Source organism: Coleofasciculus sp. G3-WIS-01, from assembly GCF_040223135.1.
GTDB lineage: Bacteria > Cyanobacteriota > Cyanobacteriia > Cyanobacteriales > Coleofasciculaceae > Coleofasciculus.
Genome location: NZ_JAVJZI010000068.1, coordinates 1 through 22,408 on the forward strand (window position 1 = coordinate 1; position 22,408 = coordinate 22,408).

Sequence of the window (22,408 nt, forward strand, 5' to 3'; positions counted from 1 at the left end):
TATAAACGGACGTGGAGAGGGTGTAAGACCTCATTTGGAGGCAACCTTCAGCGAAGCGTCAACCCCAATCAGCGACCACCCCGGCTAAAGGTGGCGTGGTGAGGAATCCCCCGCGCTCTTTAGCCGGGGGAGGATGTCAATTTAGACACGCCCAATGGATTACGTGGTGGGAACATGCAAGGTTATTGCTTCCATGGCTGATCGGAACAAGCATCTAATACTATAGAGCTGAGCAGGGCGGGTTTCGTTACATTATCTGTAAAACCCGCCCGTTCTTGTTAAACCGTGGCTAATTCCGGTTCGGGACACTTGCTATTGCGAATTCCGGTAATCGCCTTGGCATAATCATCCTGTCCAAACACACCAGAACCAGAAACGATCGCGTTAGCACCGGCTTCCAAAACTTGCCAGGTATTGTCAGCTTTAAGTCCGCCATCAACTTCAATCCAGGGATCGAGTCCGCGTTCATCGCAGATCTGACGCAACTTACGAATTTTGGGAAGTACACCCGGAATGAAGCTTTGACCGCCAAAACCAGGGTTGACACTCATAATCAACACCAAGTCGCAGACATCTAACACATAGTCAATCAACTCTAACGGGGTGGAGGGATTGAGAACCACACCCGCTTGCTTACCCAATTCTTTAATCTGAGTCAGGGTGCGGTGCAAATGGGGGGAAGCGTTATGTTCCGCATGAACCGAAATAATATCAGCCCCAGCTTTAGCAAAGTCCTCGACATACTTTTCCGGTTCCACAATCATCAAGTGGACATCCAGAGGCTTTTTGGTAACTGGGCGAAGCGCTTTAACAATCAGAGGACCGATGGTGATATTGGGGACAAACCGACCGTCCATCACATCAACGTGAATCCAGTCAGCACCAGCAGCATCCACTGCCTGTACTTGTTCCCCCAGTCGGCTAAAATCGGCTGATAAAATGGAGGGGGAAACGACGATGGGTTTTTGGGATTGCGTTTGGGTCATAACTGGTGATACTCTCCTAAGTCCTCTATTCTGTTAAGTTTTATCTTAACAAAGTCTTTAACAATCCCCTAACAAACGGTGACTTGACACTCACCCCGCTCAGTGTCATCCCTCGGATAAATCGCGAGGGAGCCTGCACCATCGCTTATCCTGTAATTGACTGAGTATAACGATCTAGCTCCTAAACCGCCGTCATCAATAGCATCGCTTGCAACTACGTGAACGAACATACAGCACCAAAGCTGACCAACAAGATAGCCATCCAATCTTTGACCTATCAAACCATTAAAAGCCAATTCAATTTGGTAGCGAATATGGCGGTCAGAGCTTGTGCAAGAGTAGCGGCTAACCGAAAGGCAGCTAAGCAAAAAGGCAAGCCTGTTAAAGGCTTTATGCCAAGCAGTATGGATTGTGATAAGGATTTGTTTCGATTTTGTGAACACGACTCGACGGTAAGCCTTGCCACCATTCATGGTAGAGAGCGAGTTAATTGGACTTTGGACAAAAAAATATATTTTTTTTTGTTATTATCATTACCCCTAGGAAAAATTGGTTCAGCAGCTTGTAGTTTATAATACCAGTTGGGTACTCCTGCTCAATCCCCCAAACGTCGAGGTTATTCACCTGGACGACTTAAAGGTGAACATATTGAGCCGAGAAGTCGCCATCAAGTTATCACGCAAACAGCCATTTTGTAAAAATAAAAAGAGTAAAGTCTACTAAGTTTTACTCTGTAACCCGCACTCCGTCGGTATTTATGAGCTTTTCTTCGGGCTGAGATAGAGGAGCTATTGTCTCTTTTCTATTTGCGTAAATATTACGCAAATTTGTCTCTTTTGTCCAAAGTCCAATAACCATAAACCGCACCAAAAAGCAAAATAGTAGTGCTAATCTAGGTGAATGTCGCGGACTTAGAAGTCTGTAGTCAGCGATGCCAGTGTTTATGGCGAAGACCGCGCAACGACAAACCTAGCTTAAGTCTGTGACATTCCTTTTACCATTTCGCTACGTCCAGAGAAACAAATGGCAACCTTAGTTGTAACCACCGACACAGTATTCAAAACCCAGCCGATTCAGTCTTCAGAACTCGCCGACTCCGAGAAGCACCCTGTACCTAAGGGAGAATTCGGACTCAAAAGTTACCAGGAACAGAAGGGTCATCTTAAAGTCACCTTAGCCAATCCCTTGGGCGATCGCACGGAATGGTATGTGTTTAAAGGACACGTCGAGGTTCTCAACACCTCCACCTTAGTCGTCAGGCAAGATACCATTTTCAAGACTAAACCCTTACAAGCCAAAGACCTACCCGACTCCGAAAAATTCCCGGTTGCCAGACGAGAACTCGCCGTCAAAAACTTCCAGCAAAGAGGTATCCATCTACTGGTGACGTTAATTAATCCCCTTGAGAATGATTCCAATCGCCTGGACTGGTATGTGTACGAAGGGCACATTGATGTGCTTAAAATTGCCACCTACTCTCCGCCAATGGACGAACCCGAACCCGTTAACCGGGGGATTTTGTTCCGCATACCAGGACGCGGACAAGTTGGAACGGATGACTCTATCATCCCCAATGGCAACTTTACCTGGGGTGAAGCGACAAAAAACGGGACTCGTATTCCGGTTAATGAACTCATTGTAAATAACATCATCGCTATGGCGCGACAGATGGAAGAGGTGAGATCACGCTTGGGAAATCGCTCCATTACTATTACTAGTTGGTATCGACCCCCGCTTGTGAATCGTGCTGTTGGTGGTGCTAGGCGTTCAACCCACTTAGAGGGACATGGTGTTGATTTTTTGGTCAGTGGACTGACACCGACAGAAGTGCAGCGACAACTCGATCCCTGGTGGCCCGCTGGATTGGGGTATGGGAGGAATTTTACCCATCTCGATAATCGAGCTTATCGGGCAAGATGGAATTACAATTAATTTGACGACTCCCCTGAATAAAAGTCAAGGGGATTCTTAAAGGATGTTACGAGGCGGACTGAAGTCGCGCCTCTCCACCCTTGTTCCTGCTTCTCGGACTCTTAACTAGACTGTTGCCAGTCCCCGTCAGACCGTCTCCACAAGCATTTTCTTCGTCTAGGATGCGTCCCACCCCAGACAATCCTCTATTTCTAACAATCTGTGCAGCCGCTACATCGCGATGCGTGGTGTACCCGCACTCAGAGCAAGAGTGAACCCTATCACGCTTGTTTTTCTTACCTGTATGGGCATCGCATTGAGGGCAGACTTGGGAGGTGTAATCCTTGTTCACTTCACCAAAGTACACACCACGCTTCCAACACACCCATTTGAGGATGCTGACAAACTGCCCAAATATTGTTGAGCATAGTTAGGATAGGGTGCATCTGCTGGGATGATGTATTCTGATTCCAGCGAACAAGCGTTAACCTGACATAGCAGTTAGGACACATCATTTGGTAGAGACGTTCAGCCGGAACGTCTGGAACAACAGTTCGCTATACCTTGTAACAACAGCTCCTCCCCTTGGAATCCTGGAGTCTTAGACACTACCAAAGTGTAAGTATTCAACCGGACAGAATATTAAATAAATTGCCAAACTTTAATCGTTTTATCTTGAGCCGCACTCACCAAGGTTGAACTATCTGGACTAATTGCCACAGACATTACACCTGCTGAATGATCAGATAACGTCTGGAGAAGTTTTCCACTACCCGGATGCCAAATTTTAACGGTTCCATCAGCACTACCACTGATTAATAGACTACCTTTGGCGCTCATTGCCACAGAATGAACCACATCTGTATGTCCAATCAGTGTTAATAAAATATTGCCTGTCCTCAAGTTCCAGACTTGAATCGTCCCATCTGAACTACCACTGATTAAAAGTTGACCACTAGGACTAAAAAAGAGTGAATTGACGGCATCGGTATGTCCATGTAGGGTTAACTGAATCTCACCTGTGGCTAAATTCCAAAGTTTAATCGTGCGATCTACACTACCACTTGCCAAGGTTTGTCCATCTGGACTGATTGCAACCGTTTGAATCATGCTGGAATGGCCATCAAGAGTGTTTTGTACATCCTGCGTCTTGAAATTCCAAACCTTAATCCGCTGATCAGCACTCCCACTGGCGAGAATCTTTCCATCTAAACTAATAGCAACTGACTTAATCCAACCTGAATGTTGCTTCAGGGTATGCTTTAAGGTTTGGGTACTTAATTGCCAAACTTTAAGCGTGTGATCCCAACTACCACTGACTAAAAACTGTCCATCTGGACTAAAAACAACGGCATCAATTAAGTTAGAATGCCCAGAAAGGGTACAATGGGATACACCACTATCCAAATGCCACAGTTTAACGCTACGATCTGCACCACCACTAGCCACCATCTGTCCATCCGGATGAAAGGCGATCGCATGAATCGAACTCGAATGACCCCGCAATGTCCGTACACATTGCCACGTCGGTGTTAGCGTGTTTGGCGTCATCGATGAAACAGGGGAAGGGACTGAAAATAATGGGGCTAATTCTTGGCTTAAATTCAAATCCTGGAGAATCTGGGCTGCTGATTGATAACGCCGCTTCACCGCCCCCTCTAGCATTTTAGTCAAGGTTTGCTTAAGCTGATCGCTAATGGGTTCGATCAGGTAATCTTGCCACACCCACATTCCTTCTAAACTGTTGAATAAGTCAAAGGGATGAACATTGGTCAGTAAATGAATACAAGTCACCCCTAAACTATACAAATCACTACTCGTCACCGCTTTGCCCATCAGTTGTTCCGGGGCGGCGTAAGCAGCAGAACCAATAACCGTTCCGGTTCGGGCTAATGCTGTTTTTGTAGTCAATTTTGCGGCACTAAAATCGACGAGAACCAGTTTCTCTGCCTCTGTCTCTATTCCTGTATCTGGAGAACGAATAATATTAGCTGGATTAATATCGCGGTGAATCACCTGATGAGAATGAATATACTGCAAGACAGGCAGCAGTTGTGCCAAGATATGACGAATCTGGGTTTCCTTAAACAATAACTCATTCGCTCTCTTTTTGGGCGTGACACACCTAATTTGGTGTATTAGAATTCTATCCAGAAACTGTAGGGGCGCATGGCGTGCGCCCATAAAATCTGCAAATCTAATCCATCATTTTAGCTGGGTCACGCCACTAAAAATAGAGGCTTTGCGTAAGTCCTATTGTTATGCTGTCATTACAGTGTGATGTACAAATACCTGATCCAATACCGTTAGCAATAAGCCGATATCATCCACCTTAAAATCTTCTGCCCTCTGCCTTGGAGCCTTCTGCCTTCTTTTGTACAACCCATTTCAGGCTTGATGTATGTGGCTACCAGACGGATGGCGTATCATCCAATCCTCATTTGTTGACACAAAACCATGTCTACTGTACCAGGTTCGTAAATTTTCCATACCAAAAGGACTACCCTTGTCCAATTCTAGAGTAATCGGTTTATCATCCAACATCTGGCAAAGCATTTCCAAGATTTTAGAACCGTACCCTTTGCCGCGATTACCAGGCATAACATTCAAGAAATTAATAAAATACGAGGTTTCATCCACACAGACAGATGCTACCCCGACTAACTCATCTGCCTGAGTAAACTCATACCTCATTTCCCCTTGATATCCAAAGATTCTGGGAACGACTTGTACCGATAGATTCACGGTTGACTCATCCTCTCGTCCATTCAAGTTATACACCAACCTATTTTCAAATTCCGGCTAGTGCGTCGGCTGAGGTTACCCCAGTTAGCATTCGTCATTCGTCTTATGTCTTATGTTTGCTCCCTGTGCACCTAGAAAGGCGGGTTTAGTCAGGTTATCGATAAAACCCGCCCCTACATCGGGATCTTGCCATAGTGCTATGGCAACGTCTCTACATGGCTTCCCCAGCTTAAGTTGACACAAATGGGACGTGGTAGACGGCGCGATCGCTTCTTTCTTGAAGACAGGGAGGGGTGATTGAACCACAACTAAAGAAAGAAAAATCTATCTTCTTGGGGATACCTCTTTATCAATTATCGTTTCCTCTGATAGAGGTAAACCTGACTCAAGTTAAAAATAATAAAAATGTAACAAACTCTCATGGGAGAGAACACAAATGCGATATAAATATCTTACAGCTATAGGAATTTTAACCGCTATTTTTGGCTTGGCAAATCCTGTATCGGCTCAATCACCAGTCACTACCAACGCCGAAGACGTTACCCTATCCGGTGAATCCCTAACGGGCATTGAACAGAGAACTCTCAGGGATGATTTTGACCAGTTCTTTTTAAATGATCCAGCGATAGCATGGAGAGGAACGGGTGGTAACCAGATTGAGTTTAACAACCAAGTAGGTGGTGACTGGCAAGTAATGGAAGACGTGGAAATCTCAATTAACAAACCCTTATCTCCACCTATCAGTCCGATCAATTTCCGCAGACACGAGAATTTAAGCAGTGGTATTGATCGCGTGGAAGTACAAGTTGAACTAGATTAATGGTTATAGGTTTTTCTGAAAATGTACCTACTTCAAAACAATGGTTTGATTGGTTTCAGCAGATTGACAGGCGGCGTCTCCCACCTGAAGCGCATATAAACTGGCTGCACTTGACACATACAGAGGCTTTCCATCCACCAGATGATCCAATACCATTTCCGTATCTTTAACAAATAAACCGCGACGCCCTGCTACAGGGATAGGTTGTTCTTCCTCTGCTCGAATTAATTTGCCTTGATCGCCCTCAAACACCAGCGTACCTTGATCGCCGTGGACTTCAAAGGTTCGTAATCTCTGCCAGAATACTTCTCCTTTACCATAGGTAACCTGGACAATTAAACCTTTGACAAACTGTAATTGAGCCGTACATAGACAAGCACGATAATAGTCACAATTCTGCCAAAATTGAGCATTACAGCTAACTGTTGCGACGTTGCCAAATAAATTAGTAAATCGATGGATATGGGGTAATGCGGCTTTAAAGGGAAAGCCAAATAAATCCCGATGGTATGTCCAACGCTGCGGTGCTGGCTGTTTCGGCACAATTGTGACATATCGGGCATAAAAGGGAGTGCCAATCTCTGGTAGCGATTGCTGTAAGGCTTGATGTAAGCCGCCCAATAGCTCAATATGTTCCACATGTAGAAGTTTGCCTTGAGTTTGAGCGAGGGCAATTAGGGATTGGGCTTCTGTTGGATCAAGGGAAATGGGATATTCGACGACAACATGCTTACCTGCGGTTAAAGCCGCCCTGACAATCGCCCCATGATCGCGATTAATCGTACAAACAAAGACTAAATCCACCTCTGGATGTGCCAGCACCTGTTGCCAAGATTCGACGGCGCTGGTTTGGTGTCGTTGTACAAAGTCTTGCACTGTTTCCGGAGTATGTCCACTGACAACCACTAGCCGCGATCGCGCATCCGCCTGTAGTGTTTGCGCCCGTTGGTTAGCGGCATATCCAGTCCCGACGATACCAGCCCGAATGGGCAGTTTATCCATCATTTTTGAATGAGTCCTCGCTGCAAAATCCCCCTATTCAGCGACTATAAAAAATAGTTTCCTTGTTATTGTACCTTATTTTGCTTTTTGGAAGACTCTTTCTTCAACAAAGCACCAAATCCAAGAGCTAGACCTGAACCGAGGATAGTCAAGGGTTCAGGAACAGGTTCGCTTGTGCCTACTTTAATTTGATACGCTAAGTTAGAGCGATTCGGTCGATCTCCTGTCCAATCGAAGCTGACTGTACCCGTCAGTGTAAACGGTGCTGAGATATCTTCAACCAACACATAGTCTACATCGTCACTATCGTTATCACTTGGAGCAGAAAAGGTATTCAAACTATCAATATTAAGCCGTAAATTGCTGTTGGCTGTTTCTTTGGTACGGATATATATCGTATCAATTGGTTCAGTAAACGCTGTGCTGCTTAGTAGTGTTCCGCCAACATTATAGTTGACCATTGAGCCAGTGTACTCCAGTGTGAAATCATAGACTGTACCATTCCCCCAGACAAACTGAGTGGATTGCACAGGAGTCCCAACTTTATCATTAATCCCCAACTCACGTTCAGCTGGGTTTGTGCTGTTATTACCAATTCGCCCCTCAGCAACGAAGACTTCCGTAAATTCCCCACTATCAATTAACCCATCGAACTGGTCATCGGTAAAGTCGGGTAGTCTCGTGACTGTAGCGGCACTGGCAACACCCGAAACGAGAGACATACCCGCAGTGGCTAAACCAACGCCTAAAGCAACTCCAGCTGCTCTGAGAGAAGTTTTTGAGTAGATGCTATTCATAGTTACACCCCGTATATACCCTTATCTAACAGTATAATTCTCTGTTGAGAGAATTTATGTGAAGTGTTGATAAAGTAAGATCCAAATCCTAGCGCCAAACCCATAGTTATGTTAAAGCAACAAAAATTGTCAACATTTTTTAAGTCGGGCAGCATTTCCATGCCAGCCAACCAGGAAGAACTTGAGCATTGTCTATAATTATTCTCAATTAGCTAGACGGATGCTAGCTGAATATCCCAGAATCAACCCAATAGGGACTGTTGGGAAAAAAAGCATTAGGAGAGTTGATCTGTAAGTAGTTTCTTGCGGTTGAACTTAACTCTAATGGCACTCAAAAGCGTACATTTTTGGCTCGCCTACACTCTTGATATAGCGTAGGGTGGGCATTGCCCACCAACATACCAGTCAGTACCATTCAACTTAACTCCCCTCGCCAAACCGATATCCCTTCCCGTATACCGTGTGAATCAATGGGGCTTCACCTGAACCCTCTATTTTGCGGCGTAACAAGCGCACTAAAGCGGCTAAGACATTACTACTCGGTTGTTCCTCATCCTGCCACAACTGCTGATAGATTTCCCCATGAGTTAATAGCTGACCCGAATGACGCATAAAATAGTCCAGAAGTTGGGTTTCTTTTTCCGAGAGTTCAATTAATCGTCCATTACGATAGGCGAGCTGATTTTCCACATCCAGCTCTAAAGAAGCGACGCGCAACCGAATAGGTGCATTTGTTTCCATCGCCGCCTTCCTCCGCAACAGAGCGCGAACCCGAGCCAGTAATTCTCGTAGTTCAAAGGGTTTAACTAAATAATCATCAGCCCCAGCATCCAATCCCATCACCCGATCATCCAGGGTATCTTTAGCCGTAAGGAAGAGAACAGGCGTTGTTTTCCCGTGCGATCGCAACTGTTGGCAAAGCTCTAATCCAGACTGATGGGGTAACATCCAATCTAAAATAAGTAAGTCATAGTCGCTTTGTATCGCTAACTGGCATCCGGACTGTCCCTCGTAAGCCACATCAACCTCGTATCCCTCCCGTTTAAGGACTCGGCTTAAGGGATCAGTGAGTTCAACTTCATCATCAACCAAAAGAATACGCATTATTGGTCATTGGTCAGGGGTCATTCGTTAGGGAACAGGGAATACACTATATCATGGTGAATATTGCTGCCCTTAAAGATGCCAATGTCTGTATCCCGGCTCAATGTAACCGAAAGCTGGTTGGAAGCTAATCAGCAGTATTTGATGGGAGAGATTGCGCGAGTGCGCCAAGCGTTGGAACGCAAGAGTGATCAAGTCACCACCGGTATCTCTCTCACTTTAACCAATGGCTTCCATCCGAATGGGAATGGTTTGTACAATCAACCCGACACGTCTATTTCACCGCCTCCGTTGTTAAATCAGCTTTGCCAAATGTTTGGGCTATCCTCATTTGAGCGAGATTTGCTGCTGTTATGTGCTGGGATGGAATTTGACGCCTCTTGGGGGTTACTCTGCGGCATAGCTCAGAGTAATGAGCAATTAAAGTATCCCACATTTGCTCTAGCGTTGGACATATTGCCCGACGGACATTGGGGGGCGCTGACGCCAGATGCACCGTTGCGTCGCTGGCGGTTGATTGACGTGGGTGAAGGGGTGACGTTAACCAATAGTTCACTAAGGATTGATGAGCGGATTTTGCATTACCTGCGCGGCGTTCAATATATTGATGAGCGCTTGGCGATTATGGAGGAACCGATGCCTTTACCGGGTATTTTGGTATCCTCTCATCAGCAAAGTGTCCAACAAATTGCCACAACTTGGTTACAGGTGGGCGAGGGGACATTCCCGGTGGTGCAGCTATGTGGGGAGGATGTCACCAGTAAACGTGCGATCGCGCGAGCGGTATGCGATCATCTAGGGATTAATCTCCATGCCCTTTCTGCTGAATCTTTACCCACGGATACCAGTCAACTGAATATCGTTAAGATTCTCTATGAACGGGAATGGGCATTAAGCAGCACGGTTCTGTTGCTCAACTGCGATCATCTCGAAACCAATGATCCAGCCAGAGAAAGCGCGATCGCCCGTTTCATCGAAAGCCTGAACACACCCTTACTTGTCACGAGTCGCGATCGCCGCCGCCAACGCCAGCGTCCGATCATTACTATAGATGTCCATCATCCTACCAGTGATGAGCAGCGTTTAATTTGGCAAAACGCTTTAGCCGATAAAGCCTCCAAACTTCAGCCTTCAATCAACCTATTAGTGTCTACATTTAACCTCAGCGCTCCCGATATTCATACGGCTTGCTTAACCCTCAAAGGAATGAATATCGAGACACAGGAAGAAGACGAGCAACTCATAAACGAAGACATTGATAACTCATCTTTAATCCCACCCATTACCACTAAAATGTGGGACGTATGCTGTATTCAAGCCCGTCCCCGCATGGAAGAATTAGCCCAACGAATTGATACAGCCGCCACTTGGGACGATTTAATTTTGCCGGATATTGAACGCACTGTCTTGCAAGAAATTGTCACCCATGTACGCCACCGGATGAAGGTGTATGAAACTTGGGGATTTGCCGGAAAAAGCCGCCGTGGGCTGGGAATTAGCGCTCTATTTGCGGGTGCTAGTGGAACGGGAAAAACCATGGCAGCAGAGGTTATCGGCAAAGCGTTACGATTGGATGTTTACCGGATTGACCTCAGTTCAGTTATTAGTAAATATATTGGGGAAACTGAGAAGAACTTACGCCGGGTTTTTGATGCCGCAGAAGGGGGCGGATCGATTCTTTTATTCGATGAAGCCGACGCCTTATTTGGCAAGCGTTCTGAGGTCAAAGATTCTCATGACCGCCATGCCAATATTGAAGTCAGTTACCTATTGCAACGCATGGAATCCTATCGAGGATTGGCAATTTTAACGACCAATATCAAAAGTGCATTAGACCAAGCCTTTATGCGCCGAATTCGCTTCATCGTTCAATTTCCCTTCCCCAGCGCTGAGCAACGTAAAGAAATTTGGCAACGCATATTTCCCAAACAGACACCAACTGAGAAACTGGATTATCGGAAATTGGCAAAACTGAATGTTGCGGGGGGTAATATCCGGAGTATTGCCATGAATGCAGCATTTATCGCGGCAGATGCTGGTGAACCCGTGCAGATGAAACATATTTTACAAGCCACTAAGAGTGAATATGTGAAACTAGAGCGACCCTTAACCGATGTGGAAATCAGGGGATGGGTTTAGGGATTGTAACAACTCATGTAGAGACGTGCCATGACACGTATTGTCAATTGATATGTAGGGGCGGGTTTAGCCGTTTAATTTGAGTATCTACTGATAACCTTTCAACAAAACCCGCCCTTCTTCGTCTTGGAGTCAGATTAGCTAAAGTTCCGTAACAATTTAACCAATCGCCAATTGCAGAAATGACTTGTGCAGGATAATATTAGGTATCCAATAAGTTGAGTTGGGAAGACTGGTCATGGGTAGCCAACGGCGTCTTAACAAAAAAACATCCTGGGAAGCGACTTCTTTACCAGTTCGGAATCCTTTACAGACGCGCCCCTTTGGTAAAGGTATTCAGGCGAGACGAGCCGAGTTGCCAACGACCAATGTCTTGCAAACTCGTCCCTTTGGTACTCCCAAGCAGGAATCTTCGCCAAAACAAGAGATGCCAGATCTGCAAGCTCAACTCGAACAGGTCAAGCGCTCTGGCTATAATGCCGCTAATATTCCCACACTTGCTCCGAGTAGCGCTACACCGATTCAGGCAAAGCTGACGATTGGAGAACCGAACGATAAGTATGAGCAAGAAGCTGATCAGGTAGCGTCTCAAGTCGTTAATCAGATTAATTCGCCTCAGACTCAGCCGTCGGTTCAAGGTAAGACTGTTCAACGTCAGGAGATGCCAGAAGAGGAAGAGGAACTTCAAATGAAGCCCTTAGTGCAACGCAAGTCAAGTGGGGGTGGAATGGCGGCGACTCCAGAACTAGAACAGTCTATTGCAAGCGCCAGAGGTAGCGGACAACCCATTGCAGATGAAGTTCGGCAACCGATGGAACAAGCGTTTGGGGCTGATTTCAGTGGGGTCAAAATACACACCGATTCCAAAGCTGACCAGCTAAATCGCTCAGTGGGGGCTCGTGCGTTTACTACTGGTCAAGATGTTTTCTTCCGTCAGGGGGAATATAATCCTGGGAGTAAGGATGGGCAGGAGTTGATGGCTCATGAATTTACCCATGTACTGCAACAGACGGATGGACTCAAGCGGCAGATTGACATTGACGACAAAGAGGAACAAGAGGAACCCACGCTTCAACCTTCAGCAGACAGGATGCATAGGCAGTCTAAAGCAGGGAATGAAAGTCTGATCGCCCGCAAACGGGACAGCAGTTCTCCGATTGATGATTCTGTTGTTCAGCGCGATCCAACAGAAATTACTTTTGATGAGTCAGAAACTGACGTCATCACTGGAAGAGTTTCTCAAATTGGAGCGGGTCGTACCAGTACCCAAGAAATAGATAGCCAAGTAGAACGCCTGAAAGAAGGCATTGACAACTTTTGGGAAAATTATGATCGAGGATTAGCTAATTTCCAAACTCTGATGGTGTTTGAATCTGAGCAGGAAGCAGAGCCTAAATATTTAGATGCAGCCTTAAAAGCGACAGGGAAATTTATTCTGGATCAGGCTATTGGTAAACTGCCAGGACAGTGGGGGATAGCTGCAAATCTACTCAAAGGTTTAGCAGAAGGCTGGATAGCTGAAAAAGCTCGATCAGATGCTGCTGCTGGTGGGGCCAAAATCGGTGCTTATATTGTCAGTATCCGAAATAGTATCGGTTCACACGAAAAAGCTATGCTCAAAGCAGTGGAATCTCAACGGATTCCCTTAGCCAATCAATACCAGCAATCAGCAACAACCAGCCCAGGCGGTGGGGCGGCTACACAGGATGGTGTCATTACTGGTGATGCGGCTGAGTTCCTCCAAGAATTGAAAAAAGGAGTTGATAACTTTGAAGCTGCCATACCGGGAGCACCCTTTTTCCAACAGCGCTTTACTGAAGCATTTGCTAGTACTGGCGCTCGGACTGATTTAATCTCTCAGGGCGGAAGGATGTCAGGACAGCTTTATCTGTCAATGAATGTATACAAAGATGGTAACGAGTGGTCTATAGAAAGTTGTGACAATGCTTGGACATTGGCGACAACTGCTCCTAAACCTGAACGTTTGGCAGAGAATCTGGAAAGTGCTTTAACAGCTCAAGGTTTGCAAATCTATCAATCTAACTTACCCAAGCTGGTTTCAATTCGGATTGAGGTAGAGGAGTGGGGACTCAACAGTTACCAAAGAGGTCATATTTATTTTGTAGATGCCCCAGGTAATTATGAAGTACGAGGATGGTATGGTTCTCGTCTATTCAGACAAGCGTGGGAAATGTCACAAATTAGAGGTAAAGCCACAGGGGTTAACAAGGTTCTTGGAAGCAAGAAGTAAAAGTGCGAAGCTGTCATGATTTATAGATAGCGATGAGGTCATGTCAAGTATATCTCCAGTTAAATTTGGAGGGGGCTATGGGTATCCGACGACGAATCCGCAAAAAACGGTCTGGGGAAGACGAGTTTATCCCAGCACCGAACTCGTTACAGACGCGCTCCTTCGGGAACGGTATCCAAACCAGACAAGCTAAGTTACCTGTAACTAATCTCTTGGAAATACGCCCCTTTGGTTCTCCCAAAAAGGCATCCGCTTCATCCAAGGAAACCGCAGATATCCAGACGCAACTGAAACAGACGGAACGTTTTGGGTATAACGCAACAAATATTCCTGTGTTTCCACCCAAGAAATCGAAAAAGAAACCGAAAAAATCAAAAGGGAAAGCGTCTCATACCGATCAAATCGTCACCCATAACCATCCCGGTGGAACGCCTCTGAATCAGGGTGACATTGTATCCGCGATCGCAAAGGGCACCAAAGAAGTACAAGCCGTGGGTTACTATGGTAAATTTAGCCTACGGCGCAAGGATGATACCTGGCAAATTAGTCAAGAGCAAGTCGCTAGGGCTTATGCTCAAGGGGTTGAGCAGTGGTTGCGAGAATGCCCGAAGGAATTAACCGAACATTATCCGGCGAAAAAGGATATCCGGCAAGCGGGAGCAACGTTTAAACAGGATCGGTTTATAGCAAACTATTTTGCCTGCAAAATTTTGGCAGAGCAAAGTAGAGGTGCTGTGGTTTATGAACACCCTGATGAGAAAGAACTCATCCAAAAACGGGCAAACCTGTACCGCGAGAGAATTGTTGTACCGCTTAAGCGCACCTCCCCTGTCAACCCTAATCCGGCGGGTACGAGTCTGGGGACAAAGCTGCAAACCCCCAAATTGATGAGCGATCGCATGGATTAGTCGTTTCGTTGCGAATCGCCCTTTCCTGATGCCATCCCCCCTATAGCTGAAGTTCCCCCCGTCCAGATGTATCAGCCAAACTGTTAGTTAAAATTGAAGTTGATCGACTATCAGTAGGGGCACGACATGTCGTGCCCCTACTCTAGACTCCCAAAGCCATCCCCGCCGCAACTTGGGCGATCGCTTGGGGTAAAATGCGATGTTCCTGTACTTGAATCCGGGCGTGTAGCGTCTCTGGCGTGTCATCAGGAAGCACGGGAACGGCGGCTTGAATTAAAATAGGTCCACTATCCACTTCTGGACTGACTAAGTGAACTGTACATCCAGTAATTTTCACCCCGGCGGCTAAGGCTTCCTCCTCGGCGTGAATCCCTTTGAAACTGGGTAAGAGACTAGGATGGAGGTTGAGGATGCGACTAGGAAATGCATCAATGAGGACTGGGGTAACAATTCGCATCCAACCCGCCATGACGACGAGTTCAACTTGATACTGTCTCAATGTCTGGACAATTTGAGCATCAAGTGCTTCTCGTTTTTTGTAATCCCGGTGATTATGGAGAACCATGGGAATACCGAATTTTTCGGCTCTGGCGATGGCTTTGATACGGGGATTATTGTAGATCATGACTTGAATTTGGGCATGGAGTTGCCCATCTGCGATCGCTTGGGCGATGGCTTCAAAGTTTGTACCACTCCCCGATACCATAATTCCTAGTTTTGCAGGAGGAGTATCTTGGGCAGGTTTTGGAGTAACTACCGGTGAAATGAGACTAGGGGTTGTATTCGTCGCTGGGGTATTGCTGGTCATACAGAACTACACAAATTGCCAACAGTATCATAATTGCCCGATGGCGTCTTCCCGATACAGTATTGCCTCAAAATACGATACCCTGTACTAGAATAGCCAAATCCTTACCCTCCTGCCTCAGCTAGCCATGACTCAATCAACTGACTTTCTGACGCACCTCAATCCCTCTCAACGTCGCGCTGTCGAACATTTCTGCGGTCCCTTGCTGGTTGTGGCGGGGGCGGGTTCGGGTAAGACGAGGGCGCTAACCTACCGCATCGCGAATCTGATTCTTACCCATAAGGTCGATCCCGGAAACATTTTAGCGGTTACCTTCACCAACAAAGCCGCACGGGAGATGAAATCCCGGATTGAAACCCTATTCGCCCAGCAACTTGCTATTCAAAAGCGGGGTCAGCGTTTAGACTTACTCCCAGAACTTGAACAAACCCAGTTGCGATCGCAGGTCTATAAAAAATACATCAAACCTCTGTGGATTGGTACGTTTCACAGCTTGTTTGCTCGGATTCTCCGCTATGACATCAATAAATATACAGATGAAAAAGGACGCCAATGGAAGCGTAATTTTTCTATCTTTGACGAATCCGATGCCCAAACTCTGGTGAAAACCATCGTCACCAAACAATTAAATCTAGACGATAAAAAATTTAACCCCCGTACCATTCGCTACGCGATTAGCAACGCCAAAAACTTAGGCTTATCGCCCCAAGACTTTGAAAAAGAGCAGTCGGGTTATAAAGGGCGAGTCTATGCCGAAGTTTATCACCATTATCAAAACCAGTTAGCGGCGAACAATGCCCTGGACTTTGATGATCTGATTTTAGTCCCCGTTAAACTATTCCAACAAAACGAATCAGTCCTCGGATATTGGTATAATCAATTTCGCCATATTTTAGTGGATGAATATCAAGACACCAACCGTATCCAGTACGAACTGATACACCTATTAACCACAAACGGCGAAACTGAAAAAAATCAATGGGATTGGCGCGATCGCTCCGTATTTGTTGTCGGTGATGCCGATCAGTGTTTTCCTCCTGGAACTAAGGTTTTAACCCCAGCCGGCGAGAAACCCATTGAAACCTTGAGCGTGGGAGACCAGGTGCTCTCACCAACCGGACAAAAACAACTTTACCCCCATCAAATCACCCATATCAAAAAAGGATACTTTTGTGGGTCACTCTGGTCAATTCAGGCGGGTGAACAGGTATTAAGTGGAACGCCTCATCATATTGTTCTTGCCAGAATGACACCCATTGAAGGGCATTATTATGTGTATCTGATGTACAGAGCGGATCGCGGCTACCGCATCGGCATCACTAAAAGTCTACGTCACAACGATTATCGATGTGATGAACTCGGCTTTAAAGTTCGTATTGCCCAAGAAAATGGGGATAAGCTTTGGGTACTGAAAACCACAACGTCTTATGAAGAAGCAGCTTACTATGAAGCCTATTATGCAGCTAAATATGGGTTGCCAACGCTAGTATTTCATGGTAAAGGTAGGCGTATGCGTCTGAATGATGAGTGGATTTTTCGCCTATACCAAGAAATTGATACCATCACCAATGCTCACCGATTAATGCAAGATCTCTGGCTGCATCCAGATTATCCTCACTACCGTCCTCAGAATGGTTTGCGACGACAGACATTAAATCTGGTTATGTTTGGTACACCTCGGTTAGAGCGACAAAAATCTGCTAGCTATCATCGTATCCAATGGTGTTCTAATCGTAGTGATATTGCGACAAACTTAGAAGCGGCTGGCTTTAGCATTCGTTCAGGGAAAAATAGCCGAGAGTATCGGGTTGAAACCGCGAGAGTTTCATACAAAGAAGCGGTGAGTATGGCGCATTCTATTGCCGATGCAGGTCAACTGGAAATCCAACGCAAAGCATTAATCAATGGCACGAGTTATTATTTTATGCCTTTATCTCATCTCCACCCCGGAATGAGAGTGCTAGTCGAGGTGGATGATACCTTAACAGAGGTGGAAATTGAGCAAGTTTGGCAAGATGAGTATGAGGGAGATGTGTATGACTTAGAAGTCGATGTGGCTCATACTTATATAGCTAATCGTCTGCTAGTCCATAACTCAATTTATTCCTTTAGGATGGCAGATTTCACCATCTTATTAGGATTTCAGCAAGACTTTGGCGATGGGTTGCCAGATGAAACAACCAGCACTATGGTTAAATTAGAGGAAAACTATCGCTCGCGCGAAAATATTCTCCAAGCGGCTAACTATTTAATTGAACAGAATACCCAGCGAATTGACAAAATTCTCAGACCCACACGCGGTTTAGGGGAAGAAATTTACTGCCATCACGCCGAAGATGAGTTGGAAGAGGCTCATTTTGTTGTTCAACAAATTATGAAACTGAATCAACAAAACCCAGAACTGAACTGGGGAAGTTTTGCCATCCTTTATCGGACAAATGCACAATCTCGCCCCTTAGAAGATGCGCTGCGAGGTCAAGTTCCTTATGTGATTATCGGGGGATTGAAGTTCTACGATCGCAAAGAGGTTAAAGATGCCTTAGCGTATCTAAGAACGATTGCCAATCCCAGCGATACCGTCAGTTTATTGCGAATTATAAACACACCGCGCCGGGGTATTGGTAAAGCCACGATTGATAATTTAGTGGTTGCAGCTCAACAATTAAACATTCCCCTCTGGGAAATTATCCAGGATGAAACCTCGGTAAATACAATTGCTGGACGTTCTGCTAAAGCTGTAAATAAGTTTGCCCAATTGATTCAGCAGTGCCAAGACAATACGGAAAACTTAGAAGCTGTAGAAATCATCAAGTTTATTATGGAGGAATCGGGATATATTGATGACCTGAAAAACCAAGGCACAGACGAAGCTGAAAACCGATTGGAAAATATCAATGAACTCTATAATGCTGTTGTTCAATTCCAAGAAGAAAATGCAGATCCCAGCCTAGAAGGGTTTCTGGCAAATGCGTCTCTGGCGTCTGATTTAGATAATCTGGAAGACGGACAACAAGCGGTATCTTTAATGACGCTACACTCGGCTAAAGGATTAGAGTTTCCGGTTGTGTTTCTGGTTGGTTTAGAACAAGGACTTTTTCCCCATAGCCGTACTATCGATGATCCTATTGCCTTAGAGGAAGAACGCCGCCTCTGTTATGTGGGAATTACTCGCGCCCAAGAACAGTTATTTCTTTCCCACGCCCGTGAACGCCGTCTCTATGGGTATCGTGAACCAGCAGTTCGGTCTCAATTTTTGGATGAGTTACCCGAAGACTTAATTCGCAGTACCTTGGTGCAGGTGAAACAGAAAACTCCTTCAGCCTCAACTGAAAATTCGTCAAAATCCTCAGGTTCAACAGTAAAATCTAAAGAGTGGAAAAAAGGCGATTTACTCAGTCATGATACCTTTGGTATCGGAGAAGTAACTCATGTTTTCGGTTCGGGCAATAAAATTAGTATTGCGGTTAAGTTTCCCAGTTTGGGGCAAAAAATTCTTGACCCTAAGCGAACTAATATACAACGAGTGAATTAGTTAGCAAATAGGTAAAAGTCAATTGTAGGGGCGGGTTTAGCCACTCAAACTACTTGTCACTGATAAATGAACAACAAAACCCGCCCTTATTTAAACTGAAGTTCCCCCAGCCAAAAAATCAAAACTGCCTCACCGTGCGGCTTTGCGCGATTTTTGACGCGCCGTACTTATGTACAATCGCGCTCAACCTTGATGTAGCGAGGGTTTTCACCGATCTCTTGTCTATTGCTATCATTAGCGATCGCGCTATTTTTGCAAGTGCTACATGGGTACGATTTTTGAGGGGCTTGAGCGCTCAAACCATTACGGTATAAGGCTTGACGCTGGGCGCAGTACATCTGTATGGGGGGAACTTCAGTTTAAAAGTCTTGGTGCTGTATCTGTTGGGTATGAGTTGAATCTGTATTCAAGGTGATCGACGCCCTAATGCGATCGCAATCGAACCCGAAACCACTAACATCGCCCCCAAAAGCCCTAAGCCTGTCCACTGTTCCGGTGCAACCCATCTGGGGACAAAGCGCGAAGCCATCCAAACTGAACTTAATGTTACCAACGGCGTCAGTGCTAATACCGCACTCACTCGCGAGGCTTGCCAATGTTCCAAGGCTTCTGCAAACGCACCATAAGCAATTAGGGTATTTAACCCACAAAAGAGCAGTAAACTCAGGTGTAAAGGACTCAAACTGAGGATGGATTGGGGTGTCGTTAGCGGCGTGAACAATAAAGCGCAGACGCCATAAATTACCAGCATTATCGTAGTAGAGGGTAATTTATGCAAAAGCTGCTTCTGTGCTAAAGCGTAAATCGCCCAAGTCACAGCCGCTAAGAGGATAATCATATTACCGAATAGATAGGTAGAGCGTGAGGTGAGTAACGTCTGGAGTCGATCATGAAAAAATAGGGTAAATCCCAACACCAGAATACCCACACCAATCCATTGACGCAGAGTATAGCGTTCTTTGAAAACCACTAAAGCGCCCAAACCCAAAAACATGGGTGCTAACTGAATCAGCACTTGAGCATTTGTGGGAGAAGTTTGCCCCAACCCTTGCAAAAATAGCAGATAATTGATCCCTAAAAATAGAGTCGCGATCGCTAATAGTCCCAGAGACGCTGAACGCAGTTGCTGCAATGAGGGAAACTGTTGTCTTGTAACTAAATAAAGCGCCAGCAATCCAAAAGCCATAAGAAAACGAAACCAGGTGATTGTATAAACATCCAACACCTGAAGGGTTATGGTTAGGGATAGAGGTAGAATACCCCACATCAATACAGTAATTAAACATAGCACTAATCCCAAGCGCCAGCGACCAGAAGTTTGATGGAGTGACATGAATCAAGTAAAAAAAGTAAAAAGTCATGTAGAGACGTGATGCAAGAAGCGTCTGCCAATTGTAGGGGCGGGTTTAGCCACTCAACTTGAATATCACCGATAACATTTAGAGCAAAACCCGCCCTTTGCTAAATTGAAGGTATAGGCTTTAGCTTAACTTAACACCAATGCAAACCCCAATCCCTAATCCCGATTAAAAGAAATCCGGCATCCAAGGTAATGAACCAGAAAATAGCCAAGTTGCTCTTGACAACGCTGCCGATGTACTATCTAAATAACCCATCCGTCGCAGTTGTTCAGGAGTCAATAAACTGGTAAATAGAGAAGCCAACGCCCTTACATGCAAGCGGAATTCACCAGTTCCTCCCGGCGTGACGTTTCCTCGTCCCTGGGAAACACTCAAGATAAAGTTACCATTATTTGCGGCAAATAATTCATCTTGAACCTGTAAATGTAATTCAGTTTCAATCGGCAAAGGATATCCTCGTTTTTCCAAGGCTTTAGAAACATCAAGAATACGCAGCATCCAGCGTTTTTGATCACGAATTTGAGCCGTTTGTTCCGGTAAGGGTAACATTAAACTATCAATCAAAGAACTGTACCATCGTACTTGCCTCACCTGAGAACGATGATCCGCGCAGAATGTCCAAAAACGCCGTGCGGCGGCTGGGGTAAGGAATACCCAATCTTGAATATTGAGCCATAAGTTATCGGCTTCTTGAGATTGGGTACAGATAACGTAGCCTTCCGGTTGGGATTGTTCACCGATAAGATAAGCATAAACGGGCTGATCAGTTTGCGCTTCAAGCAGGTTTTGCCAAATCGCTGGATTTCGATTTAAATTACCGTTAGTGGTTTGTGCCTGTTGAGAATACAGATCCTGAAAAACCTCGTAGCGTATAGGTTTGACCCTAGACATGGGTAAAGTGCGATCGCGCCATTGAATCGTCTCGGTTGAGATGTGCCAATTACGTCATAAGCGATGGTGCAGGCTCCCTCGTGATTTATCCGAGGGATGAAACCGAGCAAGTCGTAAAGACAGCGGGATTTATCCCGCAATAACATTCTTAAGTGATATAATATAACCATAAAATTGGAGGTGATATTCTTGTACGGTTGTCAACAAGTATTATTAGATCCAAATAAAGAGCTAGCCGCCGTTCTAGAGTTTATTTGCGCTGAAGCGAATAACCTAATGAACTGCGGCATCTATTATGCTCGTCAAATCTGGTTTAAGCGTCGGCGAATTATCGGTAAATATGACTTAGAAAAGGAGTACAAAAACAACAAGCACTTCCAAGCCCTCTATTCTCAAGCGGCTCAACAAGCGCTAAGAACAGTTAGCGAATCCTTTAAGTCCTTCGATGGTTTAATAAAGGCGTTTAGAAAAGGAAAGATAGCAGATAACCCTAGACTGCCTAAGTATTTAAAGAAAGGCGGTCTTTCTGTTGTCAGCTATCCTAAGCAAGCTTTGAAGATTAAAGATGGTCAAATCAGGATACCGCTAGGAAAGTTGGTTAAAACATGGTTTAAGATAGCGGATTTCTTTATCCATAAGCCATCTAATCTCAACTTCAAAGACATCAAGGAGCTGAGAGTCCTCCCCCGCAACGGTTGCTTCTACGCTGAGTTCGTCTACCTCCTGCCTTCCATAAAAGCAGATGTAGACCCCTTACGGGTACTAGGAATCGACCCCGGACTCAACAACTGGATGACCTGCGTTTCTAATGTAGGAACCAGTTTTATTGTTGATGGACGTAAACTAAAGAGTCTCAACCAGCTCTACAACAAACGGGTTGCAACCATTAAGTTGGGTAAAGCTCAAGGGTTTTGGAATGAAGAATTAGCCTCTCTCACAGAAAGGCGTAATAGGCAAGTAAGAGATGCGGTTAACAAAGCCGCTCGTGTTGTTATCAACTATTGCCTCCAACATCGGATTGGAACAGTTGTTTTCGGCTGGAATCGACGCAGCAAAGACGGAATTGAGTTAGGGAAAAAGACGAACCAGGAATTTGTTCAAATCCCTACCGCTCGTCTCAAAAACAGGATTGAGCAACTGTGTGAGCAGTATG

19 protein-coding genes are annotated in these 22,408 nt (G+C 45.4%); 8 read left to right on the top strand and 11 right to left on the bottom strand.

Annotated features, from left to right (window positions below; translation table 11 throughout):
- Positions 1-278: 278 nt before the first annotated feature.
- The gene (gene rpe / locus RIM23_RS06780) at positions 279-986 is read right to left on the bottom strand and encodes a ribulose-phosphate 3-epimerase (protein ID WP_446365593.1); all 708 of its coding nucleotides are present in this window, start codon (positions 984-986) and stop codon (positions 279-281) included.
- A gap of 218 nt (positions 987-1,204) precedes the next feature.
- Here rpe and RIM23_RS06785 point away from each other — a divergent pair, with 218 nt between their 5' ends.
- Both RIM23_RS06785 and RIM23_RS06790 read left to right on the top strand, forming a co-directional pair.
- A complete protein-coding gene (locus tag RIM23_RS06785) occupies positions 1,205-1,561 on the top strand; it encodes a hypothetical protein (protein ID WP_446365595.1) in 357 nt (118 codons plus the stop codon).
- A gap of 448 nt (positions 1,562-2,009) precedes the next feature.
- A complete protein-coding gene (locus RIM23_RS06790; protein WP_446365597.1) occupies positions 2,010-2,918 on the top strand; it encodes a D-Ala-D-Ala carboxypeptidase family metallohydrolase in 909 nt (302 codons plus the stop codon).
- A gap of 46 nt (positions 2,919-2,964) precedes the next feature.
- On the opposite strand, the gene RIM23_RS06795 is transcribed toward RIM23_RS06790, so the two are convergent.
- From RIM23_RS06795 to RIM23_RS06810, 4 genes are all read right to left on the bottom strand, one after another.
- Positions 2,965-3,282 (bottom strand): zinc ribbon domain-containing protein, encoded by a 318-nt coding sequence (locus RIM23_RS06795; protein WP_446365599.1) that lies wholly within the window; start codon positions 3,280-3,282, stop codon positions 2,965-2,967.
- 257 nt (positions 3,283-3,539) lie between these two features.
- Complete coding sequence (locus RIM23_RS06800) at positions 3,540-4,988, bottom strand: protein kinase domain-containing protein (RefSeq protein WP_446365601.1); 1,449 nt, start codon at positions 4,986-4,988, stop codon at positions 3,540-3,542.
- Positions 4,989-5,285: 297 nt separating this feature from the next.
- A complete protein-coding gene (locus RIM23_RS06805) occupies positions 5,286-5,678 on the bottom strand; it encodes a GNAT family N-acetyltransferase (RefSeq protein ID WP_446365603.1) in 393 nt (130 codons plus the stop codon).
- 48 nt (positions 5,679-5,726) lie between these two features.
- On the bottom strand, positions 5,727-5,948 hold the full coding sequence (locus RIM23_RS06810; RefSeq protein WP_446365605.1) for a hypothetical protein: 222 nt from the start codon (positions 5,946-5,948) through the stop codon (positions 5,727-5,729).
- Positions 5,949-6,078: 130 nt separating this feature from the next.
- Between RIM23_RS06810 and RIM23_RS06815 the strand changes: the two genes are divergently transcribed.
- Positions 6,079-6,462 carry a hypothetical protein gene (locus RIM23_RS06815; protein ID WP_446365607.1) on the top strand — a complete coding sequence of 128 codons (384 nt, stop codon included), beginning with the start codon at positions 6,079-6,081 and terminating at the stop codon, positions 6,460-6,462.
- A 27-nt stretch (positions 6,463-6,489) separates the two neighbouring features.
- Here the strand turns inward: RIM23_RS06815 and RIM23_RS06820 are convergent, their stop codons facing one another.
- From RIM23_RS06820 to rppA, 3 genes are all read right to left on the bottom strand, one after another.
- The gene (locus RIM23_RS06820) at positions 6,490-7,467 is read right to left on the bottom strand and encodes a Gfo/Idh/MocA family protein (RefSeq protein WP_446365609.1); all 978 of its coding nucleotides are present in this window, start codon (positions 7,465-7,467) and stop codon (positions 6,490-6,492) included.
- Between the two features lie 62 nt (positions 7,468-7,529).
- Positions 7,530-8,261, bottom strand: coding sequence for a PEP-CTERM sorting domain-containing protein (locus RIM23_RS06825; RefSeq protein ID WP_446365611.1), 732 nt, complete (start codon positions 8,259-8,261; stop codon positions 7,530-7,532).
- Positions 8,262-8,681: 420 nt separating this feature from the next.
- Positions 8,682-9,365: a two-component system response regulator RppA gene (rppA, locus tag RIM23_RS06830; protein WP_446365613.1), complete on the bottom strand. Its 684-nt coding sequence runs from the start codon at positions 9,363-9,365 to the stop codon at positions 8,682-8,684.
- Positions 9,366-9,449: 84 nt separating this feature from the next.
- On the opposite strand from rppA, the gene RIM23_RS06835 reads away from it, so the two are divergent.
- The 3 genes from RIM23_RS06835 to RIM23_RS06845 all read left to right on the top strand — a co-directional run bounded on the left by RIM23_RS06835 (position 9,450) and on the right by RIM23_RS06845 (position 14,663).
- A complete protein-coding gene (locus RIM23_RS06835; RefSeq protein ID WP_446365615.1) occupies positions 9,450-11,504 on the top strand; it encodes an ATP-binding protein in 2,055 nt (684 codons plus the stop codon).
- A 238-nt stretch (positions 11,505-11,742) separates the two neighbouring features.
- Entirely contained in the window at positions 11,743-13,755 is a 2,013-nt protein-coding gene (locus tag RIM23_RS06840) for an eCIS core domain-containing protein (protein WP_446365617.1), read from the top strand.
- 77 nt (positions 13,756-13,832) lie between these two features.
- The gene (locus tag RIM23_RS06845; protein ID WP_446365619.1) at positions 13,833-14,663 is read left to right on the top strand and encodes a hypothetical protein; all 831 of its coding nucleotides are present in this window, start codon (positions 13,833-13,835) and stop codon (positions 14,661-14,663) included.
- A 142-nt stretch (positions 14,664-14,805) separates the two neighbouring features.
- On the opposite strand, the gene purN is transcribed toward RIM23_RS06845, so the two are convergent.
- Entirely contained in the window at positions 14,806-15,471 is a 666-nt protein-coding gene (purN, locus tag RIM23_RS06850) for a phosphoribosylglycinamide formyltransferase (protein ID WP_446365621.1), read from the bottom strand.
- Between the two features lie 127 nt (positions 15,472-15,598).
- Here purN and RIM23_RS06855 point away from each other — a divergent pair, with 127 nt between their 5' ends.
- A complete protein-coding gene (locus RIM23_RS06855; protein ID WP_446365622.1) occupies positions 15,599-19,003 on the top strand; it encodes a UvrD-helicase domain-containing protein in 3,405 nt (1,134 codons plus the stop codon).
- 406 nt (positions 19,004-19,409) lie between these two features.
- On the opposite strand, the gene RIM23_RS06860 is transcribed toward RIM23_RS06855, so the two are convergent.
- Together RIM23_RS06860 and RIM23_RS06865 are read right to left on the bottom strand one after the other, a co-directional pair.
- Positions 19,410-20,336, bottom strand: coding sequence for a DMT family transporter (locus RIM23_RS06860; protein ID WP_446365624.1), 927 nt, complete (start codon positions 20,334-20,336; stop codon positions 19,410-19,412).
- A gap of 193 nt (positions 20,337-20,529) precedes the next feature.
- Positions 20,530-21,255: a GNAT family N-acetyltransferase gene (locus tag RIM23_RS06865; protein ID WP_446365626.1), complete on the bottom strand. Its 726-nt coding sequence runs from the start codon at positions 21,253-21,255 to the stop codon at positions 20,530-20,532.
- Positions 21,256-21,444: 189 nt separating this feature from the next.
- Here RIM23_RS06865 and RIM23_RS06870 point away from each other — a divergent pair.
- Positions 21,445-22,408: RNA-guided endonuclease InsQ/TnpB family protein (locus tag RIM23_RS06870; protein WP_446365628.1), on the top strand; the 964-nt coding region annotated here is incomplete at its 3' end.